The organism is Allobosea sp. P4_C6 (assembly GCF_056402015.1).
The window spans coordinates 26,814-50,889 of record NZ_JBFUIF010000004.1; the positions used below are offsets into that span (position 1 = coordinate 26,814).

The 24,076-nt window shown below is 67.2% G+C and carries 18 protein-coding genes and 1 pseudogene; 7 read left to right on the plus strand and 12 right to left on the minus strand.

Going from position 1 to position 24,076, the window contains the following annotated elements:
- Nucleotides 1-15: 15 nt before the first annotated feature.
- From AC1DVA_RS03990 to AC1DVA_RS04000, 3 genes are all read right to left on the minus strand, one after another.
- The gene (locus tag AC1DVA_RS03990) at nucleotides 16-3,471 is read right to left on the minus strand and encodes a chromosome segregation SMC family protein (RefSeq protein WP_476805046.1); all 3,456 of its coding nucleotides are present in this window, start codon (nucleotides 3,469-3,471) and stop codon (nucleotides 16-18) included.
- A 171-nt stretch (nucleotides 3,472-3,642) separates the two neighbouring features.
- Nucleotides 3,643-4,263 carry a DsbA family protein gene (locus AC1DVA_RS03995; RefSeq protein ID WP_476805047.1) on the minus strand — a complete coding sequence of 207 codons (621 nt, stop codon included), beginning with the start codon at nucleotides 4,261-4,263 and terminating at the stop codon, nucleotides 3,643-3,645.
- Nucleotides 4,264-4,356: 93 nt separating this feature from the next.
- Nucleotides 4,357-4,854, minus strand: a complete 498-nt coding sequence (locus AC1DVA_RS04000; RefSeq protein WP_476805048.1) for a DUF721 domain-containing protein — start codon at nucleotides 4,852-4,854, stop codon at nucleotides 4,357-4,359.
- A gap of 234 nt (nucleotides 4,855-5,088) precedes the next feature.
- Between AC1DVA_RS04000 and AC1DVA_RS04005 the strand changes: the two genes are divergently transcribed.
- The 3 genes and pseudogenes from AC1DVA_RS04005 to mutY form a co-directional block, all read left to right on the plus strand.
- On the plus strand, nucleotides 5,089-5,907 hold the full coding sequence (locus AC1DVA_RS04005; RefSeq protein ID WP_476805049.1) for a chromate resistance protein ChrB domain-containing protein: 819 nt from the start codon (nucleotides 5,089-5,091) through the stop codon (nucleotides 5,905-5,907).
- An 11-nt stretch (nucleotides 5,908-5,918) separates the two neighbouring features.
- The gene (chrA, locus tag AC1DVA_RS04010; protein WP_476805050.1) at nucleotides 5,919-7,313 is read left to right on the plus strand and encodes a chromate efflux transporter; all 1,395 of its coding nucleotides are present in this window, start codon (nucleotides 5,919-5,921) and stop codon (nucleotides 7,311-7,313) included.
- Nucleotides 7,314-7,454: 141 nt separating this feature from the next.
- Nucleotides 7,455-8,501: pseudogene (gene mutY / locus AC1DVA_RS04015) on the plus strand (A/G-specific adenine glycosylase); the annotation flags it as partial.
- A gap of 5 nt (nucleotides 8,502-8,506) precedes the next feature.
- On the opposite strand, the gene AC1DVA_RS04020 reads toward mutY, so the two are convergent.
- The 4 genes from AC1DVA_RS04020 to AC1DVA_RS04035 form a co-directional block, all read right to left on the minus strand.
- On the minus strand, nucleotides 8,507-9,235 hold the full coding sequence (locus AC1DVA_RS04020; RefSeq protein WP_476805051.1) for a peptidoglycan-binding protein: 729 nt from the start codon (nucleotides 9,233-9,235) through the stop codon (nucleotides 8,507-8,509).
- Between the two features lie 104 nt (nucleotides 9,236-9,339).
- Nucleotides 9,340-10,542 carry a site-specific DNA-methyltransferase gene (locus AC1DVA_RS04025; RefSeq protein ID WP_442864910.1) on the minus strand — a complete coding sequence of 401 codons (1,203 nt, stop codon included), beginning with the start codon at nucleotides 10,540-10,542 and terminating at the stop codon, nucleotides 9,340-9,342.
- A gap of 181 nt (nucleotides 10,543-10,723) precedes the next feature.
- Complete coding sequence (rnhB, locus tag AC1DVA_RS04030) at nucleotides 10,724-11,335, minus strand: ribonuclease HII (protein ID WP_265052243.1); 612 nt, start codon at nucleotides 11,333-11,335, stop codon at nucleotides 10,724-10,726.
- 123 nt (nucleotides 11,336-11,458) lie between these two features.
- Nucleotides 11,459-12,652 (minus strand): PA0069 family radical SAM protein, encoded by a 1,194-nt coding sequence (locus tag AC1DVA_RS04035; protein WP_476805052.1) that lies wholly within the window; start codon nucleotides 12,650-12,652, stop codon nucleotides 11,459-11,461.
- Nucleotides 12,653-12,776: 124 nt separating this feature from the next.
- Here AC1DVA_RS04035 and AC1DVA_RS04040 point away from each other — a divergent pair, with 124 nt between their 5' ends.
- Complete coding sequence (locus tag AC1DVA_RS04040; RefSeq protein ID WP_265052244.1) at nucleotides 12,777-13,259, plus strand: glycosyltransferase family A protein; 483 nt, start codon at nucleotides 12,777-12,779, stop codon at nucleotides 13,257-13,259.
- Nucleotides 13,260-13,364: 105 nt separating this feature from the next.
- On the opposite strand, the gene AC1DVA_RS04045 is transcribed toward AC1DVA_RS04040, so the two are convergent.
- From AC1DVA_RS04045 to AC1DVA_RS04065, 5 genes are all read right to left on the minus strand, one after another.
- Nucleotides 13,365-14,225: a hypothetical protein gene (locus AC1DVA_RS04045; protein WP_476805053.1), complete on the minus strand. Its 861-nt coding sequence runs from the start codon at nucleotides 14,223-14,225 to the stop codon at nucleotides 13,365-13,367.
- A gap of 250 nt (nucleotides 14,226-14,475) precedes the next feature.
- Nucleotides 14,476-15,363 (minus strand): KPN_02809 family neutral zinc metallopeptidase, encoded by an 888-nt coding sequence (ypfJ, locus tag AC1DVA_RS04050; RefSeq protein ID WP_265052246.1) that lies wholly within the window; start codon nucleotides 15,361-15,363, stop codon nucleotides 14,476-14,478.
- A gap of 106 nt (nucleotides 15,364-15,469) precedes the next feature.
- Nucleotides 15,470-16,474, minus strand: coding sequence for a cytochrome d ubiquinol oxidase subunit II (cydB, locus tag AC1DVA_RS04055; RefSeq protein WP_476805054.1), 1,005 nt, complete (start codon nucleotides 16,472-16,474; stop codon nucleotides 15,470-15,472).
- Between the two features lie 12 nt (nucleotides 16,475-16,486).
- Nucleotides 16,487-17,917, minus strand: a complete 1,431-nt coding sequence (locus tag AC1DVA_RS04060) for a cytochrome ubiquinol oxidase subunit I (protein WP_476805055.1) — start codon at nucleotides 17,915-17,917, stop codon at nucleotides 16,487-16,489.
- A 116-nt stretch (nucleotides 17,918-18,033) separates the two neighbouring features.
- Nucleotides 18,034-18,855 carry a uracil-DNA glycosylase gene (locus tag AC1DVA_RS04065; RefSeq protein ID WP_476805056.1) on the minus strand — a complete coding sequence of 274 codons (822 nt, stop codon included), beginning with the start codon at nucleotides 18,853-18,855 and terminating at the stop codon, nucleotides 18,034-18,036.
- Between the two features lie 170 nt (nucleotides 18,856-19,025).
- Between AC1DVA_RS04065 and AC1DVA_RS04070 the strand changes: the two genes are divergently transcribed.
- The 3 genes from AC1DVA_RS04070 (at nucleotide 19,026) to AC1DVA_RS04080 (ending at nucleotide 23,959) form a co-directional block, all read left to right on the plus strand.
- Entirely contained in the window at nucleotides 19,026-20,705 is a 1,680-nt protein-coding gene (locus tag AC1DVA_RS04070) for an electron transfer flavoprotein-ubiquinone oxidoreductase (protein WP_265052250.1), read from the plus strand.
- Nucleotides 20,706-21,184: 479 nt separating this feature from the next.
- Nucleotides 21,185-22,942 (plus strand): tetratricopeptide repeat protein, encoded by a 1,758-nt coding sequence (locus AC1DVA_RS04075; protein ID WP_476805158.1) that lies wholly within the window; start codon nucleotides 21,185-21,187, stop codon nucleotides 22,940-22,942.
- 120 nt (nucleotides 22,943-23,062) lie between these two features.
- Nucleotides 23,063-23,959 carry a 4-(cytidine 5'-diphospho)-2-C-methyl-D-erythritol kinase gene (locus AC1DVA_RS04080; RefSeq protein ID WP_476805057.1) on the plus strand — a complete coding sequence of 299 codons (897 nt, stop codon included), beginning with the start codon at nucleotides 23,063-23,065 and terminating at the stop codon, nucleotides 23,957-23,959.
- Nucleotides 23,960-24,076 lie beyond the last annotated feature (117 nt).

Sequence of the window (24,076 nt, forward strand, 5' to 3'; positions counted from 1 at the left end):
CAGGGAACGCCGCCTTCAGACGGCCTCGCGGATGCGTTCGGCGGTGGCGAGGTCGACAGAAACCATCTGGCTGACGCCGCGCTCGGCCATGGTCACGCCGAAGAGCCGTTCCATCCGCGCCATGGTGATCGGATTGTGGGTGATCAGGATGAAGCGCGTCTCGGTATTCCGCGCCATGTCCGCGAGCAGGTCGCAGTAACGCTCGACATTGGCGTCGTCGAGCGGCGCGTCGACCTCGTCGAGCACGCAGATCGGCGAGGGATTGGTCAGGAACACCGCGAAGATCAGCGCGGTCGCGGTCAACGCCTGCTCGCCGCCCGACAGAAGGGTCATCACCTGCGGCTTCTTGCCGGGCGGGCGGGCGAAGATTTCGAGCCCGGCATCCAGCGGATCTTCCGAATCGACCAGCTTGAGCTCCGCCTCGCCGCCGCCGAACAGGATGCCGAAGAGGCGCTGGAAATGCGCGTTGACGATCTCGAAGGCAGCCAGAAGCCGCTCGCGGCCCTCGCGATTGAGCGCCCCGATCGCCTGGCGCAATCGCCGGATCGCCTCGGTCAGGTCGTCGCGCTCGCCGGAAAGCCCCTCGCGCTTCGTCTTCACCTCCGCGAGTTCGTCCTCGGCGCGCAGATTGACGGCGCCGAGCCGCTCGCGTTCGCCCTTCAGGTTGGCGAGCCGCCGCTCGACGGCCTCCGGCTCGGGCAGGGCGTCGCCCGGCTTGATCCCGGCGATTTCCTGCAGCCCGTCGAGCCCGGTTTCCAGCCCGTCCTCGATCTGCCGCGTGATGTCGCCGACACGCTGGCGGGCGGCTTCGAGCCGCGCCTCGGCCGAAGCGCGGCGCTCGCGCGAGCCGGACAATCCTTCGAGCCCGATGCGGGCCTGCCGGTCGGCGTCCGCAAGCGCCGTTTCGCCGGCGGCGAGCCTGTCGGCGGCGTCGCGGCGGGCGCCTTCGGCCTGCTCGATCTCCGCCAGGAGTCGGCGCCGCTCTGTCAGGAAGGTGTCGGGTGCTTCCAGCAGCGTCTTCTGCTCGGTGCTTGCGGCTTCGATTCGGCGGCGTGTTTCTTCGGCGGTCTGCAGGCTTGCCGTTGCGCGTTCATTCCAGGCCCTGATGTCGGCGGCGATGGCGGCGCGGCGGCGCATCCGCAATTCGGCCTCGCGCGCCAGCGTCTGGACGCGGGCGCGCGCATCAGAGGCCGCAGCGCGGCTCTCGCCCAGCAGCACGCGCGCCTTGAGCAGAATGTTCTCCAGTTCCGCGGGGGCAGGCAGCGCCGCGAGCCCCGCCTCATGCGTCGCGATCTGCGACACCGCTTCGGAGACGGCCTGGCCGAGACGCTTGATCGCCTCGGCCAGCGTCGAGCGCTTCACCAGCGTTTCGGCAGCCTTGCGCTCGGCGGCGGCCAGTTGCTCGCGGGACTGATCGACGCCACGGCGGGCCTGCCGCGCGGCCTCGATCGCGGCGGTCTCTGCTTGCGCGGCCTTACGCGCCTCGGTGCTGACGGCCTCCAGAGCCCGCCGGGCGGCATCCGCCGCTTCGCGCGCCGCTTGGGCCGCACGCTCCAGATCGGCAAGCCGGTTCTTCTCGGACAGCCGCCGTGCGGCCGGGGAGGGCGCGTCTGCGGCGCTGGTGAAGCCGTCCCAGCGCCAGAGATCGCCCTCGCGCGAGACCAGGATCTGGCCCTGCTTCAGATGATGCCGCATCCCTTCGCCGTCGCCGCGCGCGATCACGCCGATCTGCGCCAGCCGCCGCCCGAGGGCCGCCGGTCCCCCGACATGGTCGAGCAGCGGCGTCGCACCTTCCGGCAGTGCCGGATCGTCGGATCCGGCGCCGGTGTCGTCCCAATGGGCAGGGGCCGCGGCCTCGGTCGAGGCATCGAGATCGTCGCCGAGCGCCGCGCCGAGCGCGACTTCATAGCCCTTCGCGACGCTGAGCGATTCGAGGATCGCCGGCCAGCGATCACCAACTGCCGGGGCGAGCAGCTTGCGTAGCGTGCCGATCTCGGTGTCGAGACGCTGGGCGCGGCGGTCGGCCTCGGCGAGAGGGCCACGCAGCGCGGCCTCGCGCTCGCGCGCCGCCGCGACGGCCGAACGCGCCGCGGCGACTTCGCTTTCCGCGCTCTGCACTGTCTTCTCTGCCGCCGCCAGCGCCTCGCGCAGCCGGTCGAGCATCGTCTTCGCGTCGGAGGAATCGAGGATTTCGAGTTCGCGTCGCAGTTTCTCCCGCTCGCCAGTTGCACGCTCCTGGCGCTCGCGGGCCTCACGCGCCGCACGCTCCAGGGCACCGCGCCGCGCGGCGAGATCGGACAAGGCCGCCTGTGCGGCGCCGTGTTCAGCCTCCGCTGCGGCAAGCGCAGCCTCCGCCTCCTGCTGTTCTCCCGTGGCGGCTTCCGCCCCGGAGCCGGCGCCATCGCCCTCGCGGGCAAGCGCTGCATCCTCCTCGCCGAGCCGGGACAGGCTTTCCGCAGCATCGCGGCCGACGCTTTCCTGACGCGCGAGATCGGCCTGCAATTCCGTGAGACGGCGGCCGAGTTCCTCCGCTCGCAGGCGGGCACGGCGATTCTCGGCTTCGAGCTCGTCGAGCCCGCGCTTCAGCCGGACCAGCGCCGCGGCGGCCGTGGCCTCGCCCTCGCGCAACGCCGGCATCTCATGGGCGGCGATGGCCTGCCGCTTGGCGGTTTCGGCCTGGATGCCGGTCTGGTCGGCGACGCCGCGCACCGCTTCCTCCAGCACGCGCGTGGCCTGCGCCTCCTGGGTGCGCGCATCATGCAGGGCGATCAGCGCCAGGATTGCTTCGGCCCGGCGGATATCGGAGGCGAGGCTGCGATAGCGCCCGGCCTGCCGCGCCTGCCGCTGCAGGGCTTCGATCTGCCCGTCGATCTCGCCGAGCACATCCTCCAGCCGGGTCAGATTGTCCTCGGCGCCGCGCAGCCGGAGTTCCGCCTCGTGGCGGCGGCTGTGCAGCCCGGCGATGCCCGCGGCGTCCTCCAGGATGCGCCGGCGCGATTGCGGCTTGGCCGAGATGATCTCGCTGATCTGCCCTTGCCGTACGAGCGCCGGAGAGCGCGCGCCGGTCGCAGCATCGGCGAAGAGCAGCTGCACGTCCTTCGCCCGCACCTCCTTGCCGTTGATGCGGTAGGTCGAGCCTTCCTCGCGCTCGATCCGGCGCGTGACTTCGAGCACCTCCGCCTCGTTGAAGGCGGCGGGCGCCTTGCGGTCGCTGTTGTCGAGGGTGAGCGAGACTTCGGCCATGTTGCGGGCCGGGCGTTCGCCCGAGCCGCCGAAGATGACGTCGTCCATCCCCGAGCCGCGCATGTTCTTGAACGAGCTTTCGCCCATCACCCAGCGCAGGGCTTCGACGAGATTGGACTTGCCGCAGCCATTCGGCCCGACGATGCCGGTCAGGCCGGGCTCGATCAGGAATTCCGTCGGCTCGACGAAGGTCTTGAAGCCGGCGAGCTTGAGGCGCGTCAGATGCACGGCTGCGCCTCGCCGCTTCTCCCCGCGAGCGTCATCCCGGGCGACCGAAGGGAGACCCGGGATCCATGCCGGAACGCTTCCGTTTGGGGTTCAGGCATCGATCCCGGCTCTGCGCCGCTTTGCGGCTTGGCCGGGATGACGGCGAGAAAAGGGACTGCGAAAACCGCGCCCTCACTGTCCGAGGAGCGGCTCCAGGATCTTGTCGAACTCGGCGATCGAGAGCGCACCGGAACGCTTCTGCCCGTTGATGAAAAAGGTCGGCGTCGAATCCACGCCAGCCTTGGCCCCGCCATCCTTCACGACAGTGACGGCGTCATAGATATCCTGCCTTTTCAAGCAGGCCTCGAACGATTCCTGTGTGAAACCGGCCTGTTTCACCAGCGCGGACAGCGCGTCGACCGGCTTTTCGGTGAAGGCCCAGTTGCGCTGCTGCGCGAACAGCAGGTCCGTCATCGGGAAGAACTTGTCGTTGCCGTTGCAGCGGGCGAGCATGAAGCCGGCCGTCGCCAGCGGATCGAGCGGGAATTCGCGGAGCGTGAAGCGCACCTTGCCGGTGTCGATGTACTTCTTCTTCAGCTCCGGCCACGTCGTCTCATGGAAATGCGCGCAGTGCGAGCAGGTCATCGAGGCGTATTCGACGATGCTGACCTTGGCGTCGGCCGGGCCGAGCCAGACATCGCCCAGCGGGCCGGCGTCGGGCAGCTTGGTCTGGGCCCGCGCGGCGTTCGTGCCGGCGAGCGCGGCAGCGGCGATGCCGGCCGCGCCGGTCAGGAGCTGTCGCCTGTTCGTCATCGTGAGAATTCCCCGGAAGGTCCAAATCGGTTGCGGAGCTATAGAGGCCATCGCGATTGTGGCAAGAGCACATCGCGCCGCGCACCGCCTCGCTCACGAAGCCGTGTCATGGCCTCGCGTTTTCGCGTTGAGGGCGACGGCGCGGCCGAGCCGCGCCAATGCCTCGCGCAGCCCCTCGTCGGCGACGCAGGCGACCTGCTCGTCGACGCGTGCGGCAGCTTCCCCGTCGAGCTTCGGCACCGGCTTGGCTGTGACAGGCGGGGCAACCGGCCCCTGCTTGAGCACGAGCTTGCCGACAGCGCGCCAGCCGAGATGGGTGTTCACCCGTTCGACGACCAATGGGCCGAGCTGCTGCATCTCCAGCGCGAAGGCGCCCTCGACGCGCACGACCATCGTCGCCGGCTCGGTCGCCTCGCCCGGGGCGGGGCGGCGGCGCGGCCAGTCGATCTTGAGCGGGCGCGAGCGCGCCGCCAGCCGCTCGCCGACGATCTCCGGCCAGAGCGAGACGATGGCGCGCCCCGCGAAACCCTGCGCGGCGAGCGCGGGCGCGATGCAGTTGTCGATCAGCTCTGCGAGCGGTTTTGCGGCCATGGCCCAGTTTGCGCGAGCGAGCGGTGGCAAGGCAAGCCGAATGCGTCGGGAGGCGAGAACGTGCTTCGGTTTTCGACCCCACCGGGAACTTGGACAGGTCCGCGTGCAAGGCGAATCCTTGCGGCGGGACGATCTCCGTGGTTTGATGCGCGTAGAGGGGTTATCGCGACGACCCCGTGAGGCGTCAGCCCAACGATCGCGTCCATTATCCTCGGTTCATCGGGATGGACGCTCATGTCTTCATTCACCCAGATATCGCCACAGCAGCTCTCGCGTCTCGTCGGAACGCTTGACGCGCCAACGATCATCGATGTCCGCATCCCCGACGATGTCGCCATCGATCCCCGAATCCTGCCCGGAGCGGTTCACCGCTCTCATAAGAACGTCGCCGAATGGGCGCGTGAATATCTTGGCCAGCGCATCGCCGTCGTCTGCCAGCGCGGCCAGAAGTTGAGCGAAGGCGTCGCGGCATGGTTGCGCCACGAAGGCGTCGAGGCCGAGAACCTGGCGGGCGGCTTCGAGGCGTGGCGAGATGCCGGTGGCATCCTGGTCGCGACCGGCAAGCTGCCGGCGCGCGATACCGCCGGGCGCACCTTATGGGTCACGCGCTCCCGGCCGAAGGTCGACCGCATCGCCTGCCCATGGCTGATCCGGCGCTTCGTCGACCCCAACGCCGTGTTCCTGTTCGTGACGGCCGCCGAAGTGCCTGATGTTGCCGACCGCTTCGGGGCGACACCGTTCGACATCGATGACGTGTTCTGGAGCCATCGCAGCGAGCGCTGCACCTTCGACGTCATGATCGAGGAGTTCGGCCTGGCCAATCCAGCGCTCGATCAGCTCGCCACGATCGTGCGCGCGGCCGACACCGCGAGGCCGGACCTCTCGCCCCAGGCGCCAGGCCTCCTGGCGGCTTCCCTCGGGCTCTCACGGATGTATCGGGACGATCTCGAACAGCTGGGCGCGGGCATGTTGCTCTACGACGCCTTCTATCGCTGGTGCCGGGACGCAACCGAGGAGACCCACAACTGGCCGTCCGTCCCGAAGAAGTCTTGAGGGAGGGCGCCATGACGATCGCTTCGACCTCGGACGACACCCACATCTCGCCATCGGCGCCGACCTTCGCAGGGGCCACCAGGGTCTGGGCGAAGATCGGCTGCCTGTCGTTTGGCGGCCCAGCCGGGCAGATCGCCCTCATGCACAAGGAACTCGTCGAGGATCGGCGCTGGATCGGCGAGCAGCGCTTTCTGCACGCTCTGAACTACTGCATGCTCCTGCCGGGCCCGGAGGCGCAGCAACTAGCTGTCTATATCGGCTGGCTGATGCATCGGACCATCGGCGGCCTCGTCGCGGGCTTGCTCTTTATCCTTCCCGGCGCACTGGTGATGCTCGGGTTGAGCCTGCTCTACGTGCTCTACCGGCAGGTGCCGCTGGTCGATGCCGTCTTCTTCGGCGTCAAGGCGGCTGTCCTTGCGGTCGTGATCGAGGCCTGCCTCCGCATCAGCCGTCGCGCCTTGAAGAACCGCGCGATGGTCATGATCGCGATTGCAGCCTTCGTCGGAATATACCTTTTCAAGATCCCGTTCCCGATCATCATTCTTGCCGCCGGCATCGTCGGTTGGGCCGGAAACCGTTACGCCCCCGCGACGTTCGTCGGCGGTGGCCACGCGGCCAAAGCCGGCGCGCCCGAATTCAAGGGCGTGGTCGACCTGATGTTCGAGCGCGGCGAACTTGCGCACGCCACGCCTTCGGGCGCGAGGGCGCTCCAGACGGTCGCGATATGGCTTCCGCTCTGGCTCGGCCCCGTCGCCCTGCTCTGGTTGCTGACCGGGCAGGCCAGCGTCTGGACGCATATCGGCGGCTTCTTCAGCACGATGGCTGTCGTCACCTTCGGCGGCGCCTATGCGGTGCTGGCCTATGTCGCGCAGGCCGCAGTGGAGAGTTTCGGGTGGCTCGCGCCGGGGGAGATGGTCGACGGGCTCGGGCTCGCCGAGACGACGCCGGGTCCGCTGATTCTGGTGCTGCAGTTCGTCGGCTTCCTCGCAGCCTATCGCGCTCCGGGTATGTTCGATCCGCTGCTGGCCGGTTGCCTCGGGGCGCTGCTGACGCTCTGGGTCACCTTCGCGCCCTGCTTTTTCTGGATCTTCCTCGGGGCGCCCTATGTCGAGGCATTGCGCGGCAACAAGGCGCTCGCGGCGGCCCTGACCGCGATCACAGCCGCGGTGGTCGGCGTGGTAATGAACCTCGCATTATGGTTTGCGCTGCACGTCGTTTTTCGAGAGGTGCGCTCGGTGAGCTTTCTCGGCCTCTCGCCTGATATGCCGGTCTTTGCGTCGGTGGATTGGCGGGCCGCGCTGTTGTCCATTGCGGCGATGATCGCGATGCTGCGGTTCCGGTTGGGCATGATACCAACCTTGGCCATGGCAGCCTTGGCCGGCGTCCTGCTGCGTATGGTTTTCTGAAACAACGGTTCGGGGCTGCCCAGGCATGTCCGCTCCTGGCTCCATGGCGCCAAGCTGCTGCTCACCTCTTGGCTGGCATCTGGAGCCCCCGCTGCCGTTCGGCCCTTCCACAGCCGCGGCTCCTCGCGCTAAACCGGACGCATGGACGCCCCCGTTCCGATGCCCCGCGCGGCCGACCTTCTCGCCTGGTACGATCGCCATCGCCGCGCGCTGCCCTGGCGCGCCATCGCAGGCGCGCGGCCCGATCCCTATCGTGTCTGGGCCTCCGAGATCATGCTGCAGCAGACCACGGTCACGGCGGTGAAGCCCTATTACGAGCGCTTCATGACCCGCTTCCCGACGGTGAAGGCACTTGCCGACGCGCCATCCGAAGAGGTCATGCAGGCCTGGGCCGGCCTCGGCTATTACTCACGCGCCCGCAATCTCCATGCCTGCGCCAAAGCTGTGATGGAAAGCCATGGCGGCCGCTTCCCCGATACGGAGGACGGGCTGCGCTCGCTGCCCGGCATCGGCGCCTATACGGCGGGCGCCGTGGCCGCGATCGCCTTCGACCGGCCTGCCGCGGCCGTCGACGGCAATGTCGAGCGCGTCATGACGCGGCTTTTCGCGATCGAGGACGAATTGCCGGGCGCGCGTCCGCTGATCCGCGAGAGGGTGCTGGCGCTGCTGCCGCATGGCCGTCCGGGCGATTTCGCGCAGGCCCTGATGGATCTCGGCGCCACCATCTGCACGCCGCGCAATCCGGCCTGCGGCCTTTGCCCGTGGCGCGAGCCCTGCCGGGCGCGGGTGGCGGGCACGCAGGAGAGCTTTCCGCGCAAGGCGCGCAAGAAGGCGGGGGTGACGCGCTATGGCGCCGCCTTCGTGCTGGCGCGGGCCGACGGCGCGATCCTATTGCGTACGCGCCCGGCCAAGGGGCTGCTCGGCGGCATGGCCGAGGTGCCGACCAGCGAATGGCGCGCCGATTACGAGCTCGACGGCGCCGCGCAGGATGCGCCCTTGCCGCTGCGCTGGAACCGGCTGCCCGAGCCGGTGCGCCATGTCTTCACGCATTTCCCGCTGGAACTGACCGTGTTCACCGGCAGCGTGCCGCAGCAGACGCGGGCGCCCGTCGGCATGCGCTTCACGCCGCTGGCGGATATCGCGAGCGAGCCGCTGCCGAGCCTCATGCTCAAGGTGGTCGAGCGTGCCGGGCTTTATCGCTCGAAGACGCGGTAGGTCATCGTCGGAAGGTCGACGGACCATTTGAAATAGCCCTTGGAGTAGATCTTGCCGCGGTTCGGCGGCCAGGGATCGTGGATGCGCAGCGTCGTGCCGGTGCCGTCGGGGTTGCCGTCCCCGCGCATGCCGACCACCACGATCATATGGCCGGGGCTGCCGCGCCCGGCGGTGTATTCGTTGACGCGCCAGAGCATGTCGAACATCAGCGGCCCGCGTGACAGCGCCTGCCGCAGCAGCTCGACCGACCAGGACATCGGCGCGTTGCAGCGCAGCCCGTGGATGCGGCCATAGCGCTGGCCGGTCACGATCGCCTGGTCGCTTTCGGAGGAGTTCAGCAGACCGCCATCGGAGGCGATCATGTCCGGTGGCGTCCTGGCGATGATGATCGGAACGGTCGAGTTCTTCATCATCGCCGTCGACGTCGCCCAGCAGGTCGTGTTCGTCGGCTGCGCGATGAAGGAGACCTTGTGCAGGATCGGCGCGAAGGCCTCGATGTCATAGAGGCAGGATTGCGTGGCCGGGCCGGCCTCGCCGTCCTCGACCAGCCAGTTCTTGCGCTGGAAGGCGAGGACCGCGCTGCGGGTCAGGTTGCCGAACTGGCCATCGGGTACGAGCAGCGGCCGCGGCTTCAGCGTGGCGTTCAGCGCTTCCTGAAGCTTCTTGACCTCAGGCCCGCGGGAACCGTTTTTCAGGATTGTGGCCATGACGTATCCGCCGGAGATGTCCTGCGCCCAGAGTGAGTGCGCCCAAGGGGCGCAGGCATCATCCGAACGAAGGACAGGCGGGTGGATACGGGGCGGCCCGCCGTTCAGGCGGCCGCCATCTGCGCCCTGATCTCGCCGCGCAGCGTGTCGAGCACGGTCAGATTGCCGCCGCGCTCGACATGCCAGAAGGTCCAGCCATTGCAGGCGGGCAGCCCCTGAGCGAGAGCGCCGACCTTGTGGATCGAGCCCACCGCGGGGCCGAGGATCAGCGTGCCGTCGGCCCGGATCACGGCCTTGTGGCGGCGCTTCTCGTCATGGACGGTCTCGCCCGCCTTCACCAACCCGGCCTCGACCAGGCTGAGGAACGGCACGCGCGGCTCGCTGCGCTTCGAAGGAGCGGTCGAGAAGGCCTCCGGCGCGAGTGGCGTCACTGCGGCGATGCGCTCGCGCGCCGCCTTGGCATAGACCGGATCGCGCTCGAGCCCGATGAAATGGCGGCCGAGCGCCTTGGCGACGGCGCCCGTCGTGCCGGTGCCGAAGAAGGGATCGAGCACGACGTCGCCGGGATTGCTGGCCGAAAGCAGTACGCGGGCTAGCAGGGCCTCCGGCTTCTGCGTCGGATGCACTTTGGCTCCGCCAGCGTCCTTCAGGCGCTCCTCGCCGGTGCAGAGCGGCAGATACCAGTCCGAGCGCATCTGCAGGTCGTCGTTACCGCCCTTCAGCGCCTCGTAATGGAAGGTGTATTTCGAGCTTTCGCCGCGCGCCGCCCAGATCAGCGTCTCATGCGCGTTGGTGAAGCGCCGGCCGCGGAAATTCGGCATCGGATTGGCCTTGCGCCAGACGATGTCGTTCAGCATCCAGAAGCCGAGATCCTGCAGCGTCGCGCCGACACGAAAGATGTTGTGGTAGCTGCCGATCACCCACAGCGCCCCGTCCGGCTTCAGCACGCGCCGCGCCGCGGCAAGCCAGGCGCGGGTGAACGCATCATAGTCGGCGAAGGAGGCGAACTTGTCCCAGTCGTCGTCGACGGCGTCGACGAGGCTGTCGTCGGGCCGGCGCAGATCGCCGCCGAGCTGGAGGTTATAGGGTGGATCGGCGAAGACGAGATCGACGCTCGCCGGTGGCAACGCATTCATCGCCGCGACGCAATCGCCGACGAGAATCTGATCCAGCGGCAGTTCCGATGGAACGCCGATTGTTTCGGGAAGGCTCTTGGCCTTCATCCGAGCCCCCAGCGCAGGCCGTCCGGTACGCGAAACTTGAATCCGGACGGGAGCGCTGGCGGTCCCGGTACGCGAGATACCCATGACGCCAAGACCGTTACGCAACTTCAACAAGCGCGATATTGGCCGGACAGGGTAAAGGGCGGGTTTCCGCTTTGAAAAAAATGCGTCCCGTTTTGGGGCTGCAGAAATTGCCTAGCCCATTGGCATTGAAAGGAAATTTCCTAACGGGAATTAACGCTTCGCCCTGCCGTAACGGCAGTCTCTAGCGCGACCAGACGCCCTTCACCGGGGCGAAGGAGTAGCGGTGCTCGGGGCAGGGGCCGTGCTCGGCGATCGCCTTGCGGTGCTGCGGCGTCGCATAGCCGACATGGCCGGCGAAGCCATAGGCCGGATAGCGCCGCGAGAGCCGCGCCATCATCCTGTCGCGTGTCACCTTGGCGACGATCGAAGCCGCTGCGATGGAGGCCACCGCCCCATCGCCTTGAATGATGGCCTCGCAGCCGCAGCCGAATTGCGGCGGGTCGTTGCCGTCGACCAGCACATGCAGCGGCGCGAGCGGCAGCGCGGCTACGGCCCGGCGCATCGCGAGCAAGGTCGCCTGGCGGATGTTCAGCGCATCGATCTCGATCGCGGTGGCGCTGGCGACCGCGACGGCCAGCGCGCTCTCGACGATCTCGCCGAAGAGTTCCTCGCGGACCGGCGCCGACAGCTTCTTCGAATCGTCGAGCCCATGCGGCACGCGGGCAGGGTCCAGGATCACGGCGGCGGCCACAACAGGCCCGGCCAGCGGCCCGCGCCCGACCTCGTCAATGCCGGCAAGCGGCCAGCGGCCGGTCGCGATGGCGTGGGTCTCTCGGCTGAAATCGGCGGGCATGGCCGGGTTATGCAACATCCGTCCCTGGGGAGCCAGAGCGACATGAGTGCGCTCCACGGTCATCCCGGGTCAACGCTTCGGTTCGCCCGGGACGATGGCGCCTCACTCTCCAAACGCTCCCGCTCAAAACAAACTCAGCTGCGCCTTCTCCTTCTCGGGCTTGACGAACAGGTCGGTGCGCAGGCGCCGCCGCGTCGTGTTGAAGCCGCTGCGCTCAGCCGCGAGCTCGAAGCGCCGGCCGATCATCCAGGCATAGGGGCCTGAGCCGACCATGCGCTGGCCCCATTGCGAATCGTAGTCCTTGCCGCCGCGCGTCGAGCGGATCAGCGACATCACATGCCGGAGCTTGTCCGGGTGATGCGTCAGGAGCCATTCCTGCACGATGTCGCGCACCTCGAGCGGCAGCCTGAGCAGCACATAGCCGGCCTCCTGCGCGCCCGCCGCCTTGGCGGCGTCGAGGATGCGCTCGATCTCATGCTCGTTGATAGCCGGCACGATCGGCGCGACCAGCACCGTCACCGGAATGCCGGCCTCCGACAGCTTGCGGATCGTCTCCAGCCGCTTGGGCGGCGAGGCGGCGCGGGGCTCCATGCCGCGTGCGACCTTGGGGTCGAGCGTCGTCACAGAGAGCGCGACCTTGACCAGCCCCTTCTCCGCCATCGGAGCGAGGATATCGATGTCGCGCTGGACCAGCGCCGACTTCGTCACGATGCCGACCGGATGATTGAACTTCGCCAGCACCTCCAGGATCGAACGCATGATCCGCAGCTTCTTCTCGATCGGCTGATAGGCGTCGGTGTTGGTGCCGATTGCGATGGTGCGCGGCTGGTAGGAAGGGGAGGAGAGTTCCTTCTCCAGCAGCGCCGCGGCATCGGGCTTGGCGGTCAGCTTGCTCTCGAAATCGAGGCCGGGCGACAGGCCGAGATAGGCATGGGTCGGTCGCGCGAAGCAGTAGACGCAACCATGCTCGCAGCCGCGATAGGGATTGATCGAGCGGTCGAAGGAGATGTCGGGCGAGTCGTTGCGCGTGATGATGTTGCGCGCCTTCTCATAGGCGATCTCCGTCGTGAACGGCGGCAGCTCTTCCAGCGAGCCCCAGCCATCGTCCTCCGCGACGCGCTGCTCGGCCTCGTAGCGCCCGCCCGGATTGATCGTGGCGCCGCGCCCGCGCCGTCTCTCCGGATCGATGCGGTGGCCGGCATAGGCCATCGGGTCGGCCGGGGCGACGACAGGCGCGGAGACCGTCGGCTCCCGGTCGTGCCGCTTCAGCGGCTGGGCCGCCGGATAGGGCCTCTCGGTGGGTCTGGCCTGACGCATGGCAGTCGAACCTCGTCCAAAGCCGGGAATCGGCGTCGGTTCTCGCTCACCAATGTGAACATACCAAGAACAAATGGCAAGTGACAGGATTGCGACATGCTGCGCCGCATCATAAGCATTGGGCATGCTCACAGCCGTGATCCGGGCAGACGGTTCTCCACAGGCACTCGCCGCGACGCTCGCCGTGCTGATACCGGCGGTGGCCGAGGGTTTTCTCGGCCATGCGGTAATCGTCGATGCCGCGGGCTCGGCCGATATCGAGCGCATCGCCGACGGGACCGGGGCGCATTATCTGCGCGGCGGGGTCGAGGCCTGGCAGCGTGGAGCGGCCGAAGCGCGCGGAGACTGGATATTGCTGCTCGATGCCGGCGACGTCCCGCAGCCCCATTGGGTGCAAACCGTCGAGCGCCATTTACTGCTCGCCCCGAATCGGCCGGCACTGATCCCGGTGGAGGGGGCGGCAGCCTCGCTGCGTGAGCGTGCGGCAGTGGCCTTCGGTGGGCGCCGGCTGAGAGCGGGCCTCGTCGTTCCGAAAAGCGCGGCGCAGTCCGGGCACCTCGCTCGCGCACCGAAGCGGCTGGCGGTGCGGCGGGAAAGGGCCGGCTAAAGAGCCGCCCTAGGTCTTTTGCGTTCCTGGCATGCAAAGGCCCCGCCGAAGCGGGGCCTCAGGATTGGGAGCCGGTGGCTCGGCCGGAACGCGACGCCTATCCGGTCAGGCTTGCTCCAGCAGCAGGTTTTCGTCCCGATGCTCGCCGCCGAGTCCGGCAGCCCAAGCCGCCGCCGCGGCGCCGACAAGCAAGGCCGCCGCCGTCAGGAAGGCGGAGAGGACGGCGATCTTTCGGGCGCGTTCGGCTGCCTGCTTCGCGGTCTCCTTTGCCTGAGCCAAGCGGGCGTAGGCGTCATCGATGCGCTTCTGGGCATCCTGCTGGGCGATACTGGCCCGCGCCGCGAGCCGGCCGGCGAGGTAGTCCCGATCGGCAGGCTCGATCTTTCCATTGGAGAGCGCATTGACGAAGATTCGCGAGGCTTCGTTACGCTCCTCGGCCGTTACAGGCTGCTGGCCGCTGGCGCGCATGGAATTGTCGAGCGCCATGCTGAGCGGATCGACATTCTGGGAGATCAGCGATGCCGCTCCCGAGCCGGCGGAGGCGACGCCGCTGGCTGCCGTCTTCGCGGCCCCGAACAGCGACGATGTCGCGACGATGGTGATCAGCAGCGCGCCGGTGGCCCAGACGAGCAGACCATGGGTGGCGTCGCGCACTTTCCGCTCGTCCTTGGTGGAATCGAAGGTCGGCTGGCGCATGCGGCCGGCGAGATAGCCGCCTGCCATGCAGCAGGAGACGGTGACCCAGAGCGCCCAGAGAGCGCCGGCGATCGCCAGCGCCGTTGCGCTCGAACTCCTTTCGTAATCGGCGGAGACCATCGACAGGCCGATGGCCGAACCGAATACGGTCATGATCGTCGAGATGGCGGTGGCGATGACGGCGCCGCCGATGATCGGCCCCCATTGCACGTAAGAGTGCGTCTGCTTGTTGACGGTCACCGGGGCGACGACGACGTCTGTTCCTGACATGGACATGGGGATCTCCTATCGAAGCCCGAGGAACGACAGGATGGCCAAGATGACCACGACTAAGCCGACGAGATAGATGATGCTGTCCATGAGCCCCTCCTGCTGGCGAAAATCGCCATCTGCGTGAGAGGCAAACGGTTCTGAGGGCGCAGAGGTTCCTCCGCACCCGTCCAGATTGCAAAACAGCCGAAACCTGTCGTCGCGGCTGCCGGCGTGTCGATGCTCGCTCCGGCGGTGTCGGAGTTCCCCGCTACACCTGATTGCGGAACGTGTCGCAGCTCTGCATCGAGCCCGACTGGAAGCCGGTATTGAACCACTTCGTGCGCTGTGCCGAGGAGCCGTGGGTGAAGGAATCCGGCACCACCGTGCCCTGCGCCGCTTTCTGCAGTTTGTCGTCGCCGATCGCGGAAGCGGTGCGGATCGCCTCCTCGATGTCGCCCTGGTCGAGCCGGCCCATGGCCTGGACGTTGTGCGCCCAGACGCCGGCAAAGCAGTCGGCCTGCAATTCGACGCGCACCGAGATGGCGTTGGCATCGCGCTCGGACGAGCGCTCGCGCAGCTGGTTGGCCTTGGGCAGGATGCCGAGCAGGTTCTGGATGTGGTGGCCGACCTCGTGGCCGATCACATAGGCATAGGCGAAGTCGCCGCCGCCGCCGAGCTTGCGCTGCATCTCCTGGAAGAAGGAGGTGTCGAGATAGACCTTGCGGTCCTGCGGACAATAGAACGGACCCATCGCCGATTGTGCCGTGCCGCAGCCGGAGCGGTCGATACCGGAGAACAGGACGAGCCGCGGCGCCTGATAGCGGGTATTGGCCTGCTGCGGCAGGATCTTCGTCCAGACATCCTCGTTCTGCGCCAGCACGGCCGAGACGAAGCGGCCCATCTGGTCCTGCGGCGGGCCGGACGAGCGTCGGGTCTCCTGCGTCTGCTCACGCCCGCCGATGCCGCCGATCATCTCGGCGCCACCGATCAGCAGGCGCGGATCGATGCCGAGCGCCCAGCCGAGCAGGCCGAGCACCACCATCGTGCCGATGCCGATGCCGCCGCGGCCGCCGGGCATGCCGGCGAACCCGCCGCCGCCACCGCTGCCGCGCCTGTCCTCGAGATTCTCGGACTGGCGGTAATCTTCCCACTGCATGGACCGGTCCCCGAGAAAGCTCCCCGCAATCTCGCCAAGTGAGGCGGGGAACTCAAGCCGTCTTTGCAGGCGGCGGCTGAATATAGGCTGACTGCGGCCTGTCGGCTCAATGATAGCCGCTGTCGGCCCGCACCTTGCCGCGGAAGGTCCAGTACACGAAGGCCGTGTAGAACAGGATCATCGGCAGCAGGAACGCGACGCCGATCAGCACGAAGATATGGGAGGAGGGCGCTGCGGCCGCATCCCAGATCGTCACGTTCGGCGGCACCAGATAGGGGAAGTTCGAGATCGAGAGCCCGAGGAAGCAGAGCAGGAAGATCGCGATCGTCAGCGCGAAGGGCGTGAACTCATGCGCGCCATGGAGCCGCCGCCAGGCGAGGTAACCGCACAGCGCCGTCAGCACGGGGAAGGGCCACAGCCAGACGAGATTGGCTGGCGTGAACCAGCGCTCGGCGATGCGCGGATGCGCATAGGGCGTCCAGAGCGAGACCAGCACCGCGAAGGCCAGTAGCCCCAGCAGCAGCGTCTTCGCCTGACGCCGGGCCCGTTCGGCGACCGGGCCGTCGGTCTTGTAGAGCAGCCAGGTCGCGCCGAGCAGCGCATAGCCGACGACCACGCCGGCCCCGCACATCACCGTGAAGGGCGTCAGCCAGTCGAGCGGTCCGCCGGCAAACTGGCCCTTCGCGACGGTGACGCCCTGGATCAGCCCGCCGAGCACAAGGCCCTGCGAGAACGCGGCCACCGTCGAGCCGAGCCAGAAGGCCAGATCCCAGCGCTGGTGATGCGGCTTGGCGACCCAGCGGAATTCGAAGGCGACGCCGCGGAAGATCAGCGCCAGCAGCATCAGCGTGATCGGGATGTAGAAGGCGGGCATGATGATGGCGTAGGCCTGCGGGAAGGCGACCCAGAGGCCGCCGCCGCCCAGCACAAGCCAGGTCTCGTTGCCGTCCCAGAACGGGGCGACCGAGTTCATCATCTGGTCGCGCTCGCCCTCGTCCTTGGTCGTCGGGAACAGGATGGCGATGCCGAGGTCGAAGCCGTCGAGCACGACATAGAGCATCACGGCGGTGCCGATCAGCACGGCCCAGATGATCGGAAGATACCATTCCATCGTCGTGGCTCCTCAGATCGCCGGCTGGATCTTGTCGTCGCCGGGCCGGCCGTCGCCGAAGATCGTGGCGGCCTCGCCCTGCACCGCCTTGAGCGGGCGCTTCGATGGCTGCTCCGGTGGCTCCTCCCCGGTGATCTCGTCCGGTCCCTTGGCGATCAGGCGGTTGATCAGCAGGATGCCGGCCGTGAACACCACCGAATAGACGCAGACGAACAGGAAGAGCGAGATCGCGACCTGCAGGGTCGTGACCGGGGAGACGGCGTCGGCCGAGCGGATGATGCCCGTCGCCAGCCAGGGCTGGCGGCCGACCTCGGTGACGAACCAGCCTGAGAGAATGGCGACGAAGCCCGCCGGCCAGGAATATTGGGCGACCCAGAGCCAGCGCCGCGATTCGAATACTGTGCCCTTGCGCCAGAGCCAGGCGCCGGTCCAGCCGAACAGGATCATCAGCACGCCGATCCCCACCATCGCCCGGAAGGCGAAGAACGGGATCAGGACGGGCGGCCGATCCTGTGGCGCGAAGTCCTTCAGGCTCGGGAAGAGCGCGTTCATGCTGCCATGGGTCACCAGGCTGGCGACGCCCGGGATCGAGATCTCGAATCGGTTGAGCTCGGCCTTCTCGTCGGGCCAGGCGAAGAGCACGAGGGCGCCGGGCTTCGACGAATCCCAGTGCGCCTCGATCGCGGCGAGCTTGGCCGGCTGATAGGTCGCCGTGTCGCGACCGTGGAAATCGCCGATCACCGCCTGCAGCGGCGCCGTCAGTGCGATCATCAGGATCGCCATCCGCACCATCGTCTTGGCCGATTCGGTGCGATGTCCGATGAGCAGATGCCGCGCGCCGGTCGCCAGCACGACGAAGGCGGTCGTCAGATAGGCTGCCGTCATCATATGGGCGAAGCGTAGCGGGAAGGTCGGGTTGAAGACGATCTTCATCCAGTCGACCGGGTAGGCGATCCCATCGCGCACCTCATGCCCGGTGGGATGCTGCATCCAGCTATTGGCCGAGAGAATCCAGAAGCCGGAGAGCGCCGTGCCGCCCGCGACGATGATCGCCGAGGTGAAATGCAGCCAGGGCGGCACGCGCTTCCAGCCGAACAGCAGCACGCCGAGGAAGGACGCCTCCAGGAAGAAGGCCGAGARCACCTCGTAGCCGATCAGCGGCCCGATGACGTTGCCGACCGCCGTCGAGAACCGGCTCCAGTTGGTGCCGAACTGATAGGACAGCACGATGCCGGAAACCACGCCCATGGCGAAGGAGACGGCGAAGATCTTGGTCCAGAAGCGGGCGAGCAGGTGGAATTTAGGATCGCCGGTCTTGAGCCACAGGCCGAGCAGCGTGGCGATATAGGCGGAAAGCCCGATGGTGAACGCTGGAAAGACGATGTGGAAGGAGACGGTGAAGGCGAACTGCAACCTTGAAAGCAAGAAGGCGTCGATGACCATTGCAGAACTCCATCCGGCAGCGCCATGAAGGCGCCGGGTTTCGCCCGCTGGGGCGCTTCTGGATATGATCTAATTCGAGCTTGCCCTGCTTGGCTCCGGTCCGCAACGCCGCTGCGTCAATTCTTCCCATCGAGCGCGGTTTTGAGCGCGCGCAAATCCCGCCAGGCGAGCCGCTTCTGCAATGGCTGGCGCAGCAGATAGGCCGGGTGCAGCGTCGCGAGGGCGCGGATGCGCCGCGAGCCGGTATCGTACTCGACCCATTGTCCGCGCGAGCGCAGGATGCCGCTGAAGCCGAGTAGCCCCTGCGCCGAGGGCCCGCCGACGCAGACGAGGATATCGGGGTCGGCAAGCTCGATCTGGCGCTGGATGAAGGGCAGGCAGATCGCGACCTCCTGCGGCGTCGGCGTGCGGTTGCCGGGCGGCCGCCAGGGCAGCATGTTGGCGATGTAGACGTCTTTCTTGCGACTGAGGCCGATCGCCGCCAGCATCCGGTCGAGCAATTGCCCGGACCGCCCGACGAAGGGCAGGCCGAGCCGATCCTCGTCGGCGCCGGGCGCTTCGCCGACCATCATCACCCGTCCCTCCGGATTGCCGTCGGCGAAGACGAGGTTCTTGGCGGTGGCCTTCAGAGCACAGCCCTCGAACTTGGCCAGCGCCTCTTTCAGTTCCTCGAGCGTGCGCGCTTCGCGGGCAAGCGCCCGCGCGCTGACCGCGGCATCTTCGGGCGCCGTGGCGGCGGCTGCGATCGGCCGTGGCGCTGCGGCCGGGCGGCCCGGCAGCGAACGCAGTTGTCCTGCGGGCCGGTCAGCGGGCGACGGCTCGGCGAAATGATTGCGCGGTGTTTCGTCGAGCGCTTCCGTCACGCCCATCTCGGCGTACCAGCTCAGAAGCTCGTAAGGGTTTGGCTCGTCGGGGCCGGCTGCATCGGACAGGCTCATGAGCGCATCCTATACCCTGCAAAGCCGCTTCGCGAGCCAACGCAGTTGCAAAATGGAACGGGCACTTGGATAGAGGGGTTCCAGACTGGACGGAAGCCGAACGTTGAACGAGTCGGCGGGATAGTTCATATATAAACAATTGCGCGGCGCGGATGAAGGCGGAGGGCAGGATGGATCTGAAGGAAGCGCAGAGCGAACCGCGCGAGAGCATGGACTATGACGTCGTCATCGTCGGCGCCGGTCCTGCGGGTTTGGCTGCCGCGATCCGTTTGAAGCAGCTCGACGAGAACATCACCGTCGTCGTGGTCGAGAAGGGGGCCGAGGTCGGCGCCCACATTCTCTCCGGCGCGGTAATCGACCCGATCGGCCTGGATCGTCTCGTGCCCGATTGGCGCGATGATCCGGAGCGTCCGCTGACCACGGAGGTCAAGGAGGACATCTTCTATTTCCTCACAGAGCCGAACGGCATCCGCCTGCCGAATTTCGGTATGCCCAAGCTGATGAACAACCACGGCAATTTCGTCGGCTCGCTCGGGCTGGTGGCGAAGTTCCTGGCGGCGCGCGCCGAGGCGCTGGGCGTCGAGATCTATCCCGGCTTCGCCGCTGCGGAGCTGCTCTACAACGATGACGGCTCGATCGCCGGCATCGCCACTGGCGATATGGGCATCGCCAAGGACGGCACGGTCTCCGAGCGCTTCACCCGCGGCATGGAGCTGCGCGGCCGCTACACGCTTCTGGGCGAGGGCGCACGTGGCTCGCTCTCCAAGATCGCCATCCGGAAGTTCGCTCTCGATGAGGGGCGCGAGCCGCAAAAATACGGCATCGGCCTGAAGGAGCTCTGGCAGGTCAAGCCGGAGAAATTCCACAAGGGCCGCGTCCAGCATTCCTTCGGCTGGCCGCTCGACAACAGCACGGGCGGCGGCTCCTTCCTCTACCATTTCGACGACAATCTCGTCACCGTCGGCTTCGTCGTGCATCTGAACTATCAGAACCCGACGCTCTCGCCCTTCGACGAGTTCCAGCGCTTCAAGACGCATCCGCTGATCCGCGACACTTTCGAAGGCGCCAAGCGCATCTCCTATGGCTCACGCGCCATCACCGAGGGCGGCTATCAGTCGGTGCCCAAGCTGACATTCCCGGGCGGCGCGCTGATCGGCTGCGCGGCCGGCTTCGTCAACGTTCCCCGCATCAAGGGCAGCCACAACGCCATCCTGTCCGGCATGCTGGCGGCGGAAAAGCTGGTGCCCGCATTGCAGGCGGGGCGCAGCCATGACGAGGTCGTCGAGATCGAGGATAGCTGGCGCGACAGCGCGATCGGCAAGGACCTCAAGCTGGTCCGCAACGTCAAGCCGCTCTGGTCGAAGTTCGGCACGCTGATCGGCATCGGCCTTGGCGGCATCGACATGTGGCTGAACCAGCTCTTCGGCTGGTCGCCCTTCGGCACTCTCAAGCACGGCAAGCCGGATTTCGCGACGCTGAAGCCGCTCGCCGAGGTCACGCCGATCACCTACCCGAAGCCCGACGGCAAGATTTCTTTCGACAAGCTGTCCTCGGTCTTCCTCTCCTCGACCAACCACGAGGAAGACCAGCCGGCGCATCTGAAGCTGACGGACCCGTCGATCCCGATCGCGAAGAACCTGCCTGTTTATGGCGAGCCGGCCCGGCTCTACTGCCCGGCGGGGGTCTACGAGGTGGTCTATGACGATGCCGAGGCGAAGACCAACCCGCGCTTCGTGATCAACGCGCAGAACTGCGTCCACTGCAAGACCTGCGACATCAAGGACCCCGCCCAGAACATCACCTGGACGGTGCCGGAAGGCGGCGGCGGACCTGGCTACGCGAATATGTGATCGGCCTGCGCCGGCGCGCTTGCAACACGTCATGAAAAAGGGCGCGCCGGCAGGCGCGCCCTTTGTTTTTGCGAGGCTGATCAGCCCTTGCGCACGACGGACGGAGCCGGCTTCGGCTCGTCCTTGGTGCAGCGGGCGGCGAAACCGGCGAGAAGAGCGGCAGCCGCGAAACTCGGAACAATCTTTTCCATTGGAACGATCCCAACAGAGAAGCTGCGTGATCTGGGGACCAACGAAATATGGAGCTGATAACCTTGCCTGATGACTGGCGTTTTCTCACGGCCTCCTCTCCGTCAGCCGGTTTTCGGGCACTGTTGCGCCGCCGCTACGAGACTGCCGCATTCGCTCGGAGCCCGGCTTGCCGGCCCGCCCGGAAACCGCCATCTTGCCAGCCTACGCGAAGCGATCACGGTCCGCTGGAAAAAGCGCCCCGGAACAGTGAGGCGGCGGACCGAGGGAGAATGGCAGTCGTGACATTTATGAAGAAGCTGCGTGCCTCCGGTACGGCTGCTGCCTTGTCGTTTTTGATGGTTCTGCCGGTGGCTGCTGCCGCTCAAGGCGCGACCGCGCCGCGTTCGGCCGATTCGCTCGAGCCGGCCGACAGCCTTGAAGGGAATTACCTCGCCGCCATCGTGGCAGGCGCCTCGCGCGATCTCGGCGCCGCCTCCGTCTATCTGCGTGAGGCCGTGCGGGACGATCCGCAGAACAACGACCTGCTGGAGCGCGCTTTCGTCGCTTTCCTGGCCGACGGCGCCATGCCCGACGCCTTCCGCGCCGCCGACAAGCTGATCCAGCAGGATCCGAGCAACGGCCTGGCGCAACTCGTCATTGGCATCCGTTCGATCAAGCAGAAGAGCTACCAGACCGCGCGCAATCACCTTCAGCGCGGCGGGCGCGGCCGGGCGGCCGACATCACCGCGACGCTGCTTTCCGCCTGGTCCTATCTCGGTTCGGGCAATTCCAGGCGCGCCATCGAGACGCTGGAGCGGTTGAAGGGCGAGCCGTCCTACAATCTTTTCCGCGACTATCACGCCGGGTTGATTCTCGACGCCGCCAACCGCAAGGCCGAGGCCGAGAAGCGGCTGAAATCGGCCTATGACGCCGAAAAGACGACGCTGCGCCTGGTAGATCTCTGGGCGCGCTTCCAGGCCCGCGGCGGCGATTATGCCGGGGCTGCGGCGACCTACGCCGATTTCGACCGCTTGCTGCCCAACCACCCGATCATCCGCGAGGGCATGTCGCTGGTGGCGAAGAAGGAGGCCCCCTCGCGCCAGATCCAGACGGCGCAGCAGGGTGCCGCCGAGGTGCTCTACGGGCTCGCCAGCGCCGGCAATCGCCAGGGCGACGAAGCCGCTGCGCTGCTCTATCTGCGCATGGCGATCTATCTCGACCCCGGCCACGACCTCGCCATCCTGACGCTGGGCGACATCCTCGAGCGCGCCCGCCAGCCGGAGGACGCGGTCGCGGTCTACGACAGGATGCCGGCTTCCTCGCCGCTGCGTTCCAATGCCGAGATCCAGGCCGGCCTCGCGCTGGAGAATCTCGGCAAGCCGGAAGAGGCGGTGAAGCATCTGGAGAAGGTCATCGCCGAGCGCCCCGATGATGTCGACGCGCTCTCCGCGCTCGGCAATATCTATCGCTCGCGCAAGCAGTTTGCCGAGGCGGCGGCGGCCTACGACAAGGCCATCAACAAGATCGCCTCGCCGGGCCGCGCCAACTGGGACCTGTATTATTTCCGCGGCATCGCGCGCGAGCGCATCAACCGCTGGCCGGAAGCCGAGGCCGATCTGCGCAAGGCGCTCGAACTCCTGCCCGATCCGCTCGGGCGCGAGCGCGCTCTGGTGCTGAATTATCTCGGATATTCGCTGGTCGACAAGCATCTCAAGCTCGACGAGGCGCTCGACATGCTGCGCCGTGCCGTCGAGCTGCGGCCGCGCGACGGCTACATCATCGATTCGCTGGGCTGGGCCTATTACCGCCTCGGCCGCTACGAGGATGCCTCACGCGAGATCGAGCGCGCCGCCGAGCTGCGCCCCTCCGACCCGGTCATCAACGACCACCTCGGTGACGTCTATTGGCGCACCGGCCGCCAGCTCGAGGCGAAGTTCCAGTGGAACCACGCCCGCGACCTCAAGCCGGAGCCCGAGGATCTGGAGAAGATCCAGCGCAAGATCGAGCGCGGGCTGGAGGATCCCTCGGCCAATGTCACGGACGACGCCAAGAAGGACGGCGGCTGACGCCTCCCGCGTCATAGGCGCCTCTAGAGAGTTTTCGCGTTGCTCCGAAGCGCAGAAATTCTCTAGCCCCTTGATTTATCGCATTTTCTTCACGCGAACCGGTATCCACTTCGCTCGAAAATGCTTCAGCCGGGATCGGCCGTGGCTCTACCGCTGACGACGCGTGCGCGCGCCAAGGTCAATCTTGACCTGCGGGTTCTTGGTCGGCGCGACGACGGCTATCACGAGCTCGAAAGCCTCGTCGCCTTCGCCGGAATCGGCGACGAGCTGACGCTCGATCCCGATGGACCGCTCTCCCTGTCGATTGCCGGTCCCCGCGCTACGGGGCTGGCGGTCGATGACGGCAATCTCGTCCTGCGCGCCGCCCGCGCGCTGGAGGCCGCCCGCCCCGGCCTGCGCTTCGGGCGCCTCCACCTCGTCAAGCGATTGCCTGTCGCCTCCGGGATCGGCGGCGGCTCGGCTGACGCGGCTGCGGCTTTGCGGCTGCTCGCGCGCCTGAACGGCATCGCCATGTCCGATCCGATTCTGCACGATGTCGCCGCGCAGGTCGGTGCCGATGTGCCGGTCTGCCTCGATTCGCGGGCGCGGCTGATGGCCGGTATCGGCGAGCGGCTCGGCCCGGCGCTGCGCTTGCCGCGGCTCTTTGCGCTGCTGGTCAATCCGGGCGTGGCAGTCGAAACGGTTGCGGTCTTCCGGGCGCTTGGACTGGCGCATGGCCAGCGGCTGGGCGGCCCCGATGACAAGCTCGGCTATGGCACGGTCTCGGCGGCGGAGCTTCTCGCGAATCTCACCCGTTCCGGAAACGATCTCACCGTGCCCGCTCAGCGCGTTGCGTCTGAGATCGGCGAGGTTCTGGAGCGGTTGGAGCGCATTCCGGATTGCCGGCTTGCCCGCATGTCCGGCTCCGGCGCGACCTGCTTTGCGCTGTTCGATGATTGCCGCGCCAGCGCCGCTGCGGCGAAGGTACTGCAACGCGATCGGCCGGATTGGTGGGTGAAGCCGACGCTATTGAGCTGATAATCAGCCGTCATTCTCGGGCGACGCTCAGCGCAGACCCGCGAATCGCTCACAGAATGAGGAGCAGGAGCATCTGCGTTACCAGATGCTCGGGTCGAGCCCGAGCATGACGCTCTG

What these genes read in the sequence shown, in the direction of transcription:
- AC1DVA_RS03995 (WP_476805047.1), bottom strand. Translation starts at nt 4,263, where the DNA reads ATGACGAACAGGCGACAGCTCCTGACCGGCGCGGCCGGCATCGCCGCT.
- AC1DVA_RS04000 (WP_476805048.1), bottom strand. Translation starts at nt 4,854, where the DNA reads ATGGCCGCAAAACCGCTCGCAGAGCTGATCGACAACTGCATCGCGCCC.
- AC1DVA_RS04005 (WP_476805049.1), top strand. Translation starts at nt 5,089, where the DNA reads ATGTCTTCATTCACCCAGATATCGCCACAGCAGCTCTCGCGTCTCGTC.
- chrA (WP_476805050.1), top strand. Translation starts at nt 5,919, where the DNA reads ATGACGATCGCTTCGACCTCGGACGACACCCACATCTCGCCATCGGCG.
- AC1DVA_RS04020 (WP_476805051.1), bottom strand. Translation starts at nt 9,235, where the DNA reads ATGGCCACAATCCTGAAAAACGGTTCCCGCGGGCCTGAGGTCAAGAAG.
- AC1DVA_RS04025 (WP_442864910.1), bottom strand. Translation starts at nt 10,542, where the DNA reads ATGGGTATCTCGCGTACCGGGACCGCCAGCGCTCCCGTCCGGATTCAA.
- rnhB (WP_265052243.1), bottom strand. Translation starts at nt 11,335, where the DNA reads ATGCCCGCCGATTTCAGCCGAGAGACCCACGCCATCGCGACCGGCCGC.
- AC1DVA_RS04035 (WP_476805052.1), bottom strand. Translation starts at nt 12,652, where the DNA reads ATGCGTCAGGCCAGACCCACCGAGAGGCCCTATCCGGCGGCCCAGCCG.
- AC1DVA_RS04040 (WP_265052244.1), top strand. Translation starts at nt 12,777, where the DNA reads ATGCTCACAGCCGTGATCCGGGCAGACGGTTCTCCACAGGCACTCGCC.
- AC1DVA_RS04045 (WP_476805053.1), bottom strand. Translation starts at nt 14,225, where the DNA reads ATGTCAGGAACAGACGTCGTCGTCGCCCCGGTGACCGTCAACAAGCAG.
- ypfJ (WP_265052246.1), bottom strand. Translation starts at nt 15,363, where the DNA reads ATGCAGTGGGAAGATTACCGCCAGTCCGAGAATCTCGAGGACAGGCGC.
- cydB (WP_476805054.1), bottom strand. Translation starts at nt 16,474, where the DNA reads ATGGAATGGTATCTTCCGATCATCTGGGCCGTGCTGATCGGCACCGCC.
- AC1DVA_RS04065 (WP_476805056.1), bottom strand. Translation starts at nt 18,855, where the DNA reads ATGAGCCTGTCCGATGCAGCCGGCCCCGACGAGCCAAACCCTTACGAG.
- AC1DVA_RS04070 (WP_265052250.1), top strand. Translation starts at nt 19,026, where the DNA reads ATGGATCTGAAGGAAGCGCAGAGCGAACCGCGCGAGAGCATGGACTAT.
- AC1DVA_RS04075 (WP_476805158.1), top strand. Translation starts at nt 21,185, where the DNA reads ATGAAGAAGCTGCGTGCCTCCGGTACGGCTGCTGCCTTGTCGTTTTTG.
- AC1DVA_RS04080 (WP_476805057.1), top strand. Translation starts at nt 23,063, where the DNA reads ATGCTTCAGCCGGGATCGGCCGTGGCTCTACCGCTGACGACGCGTGCG.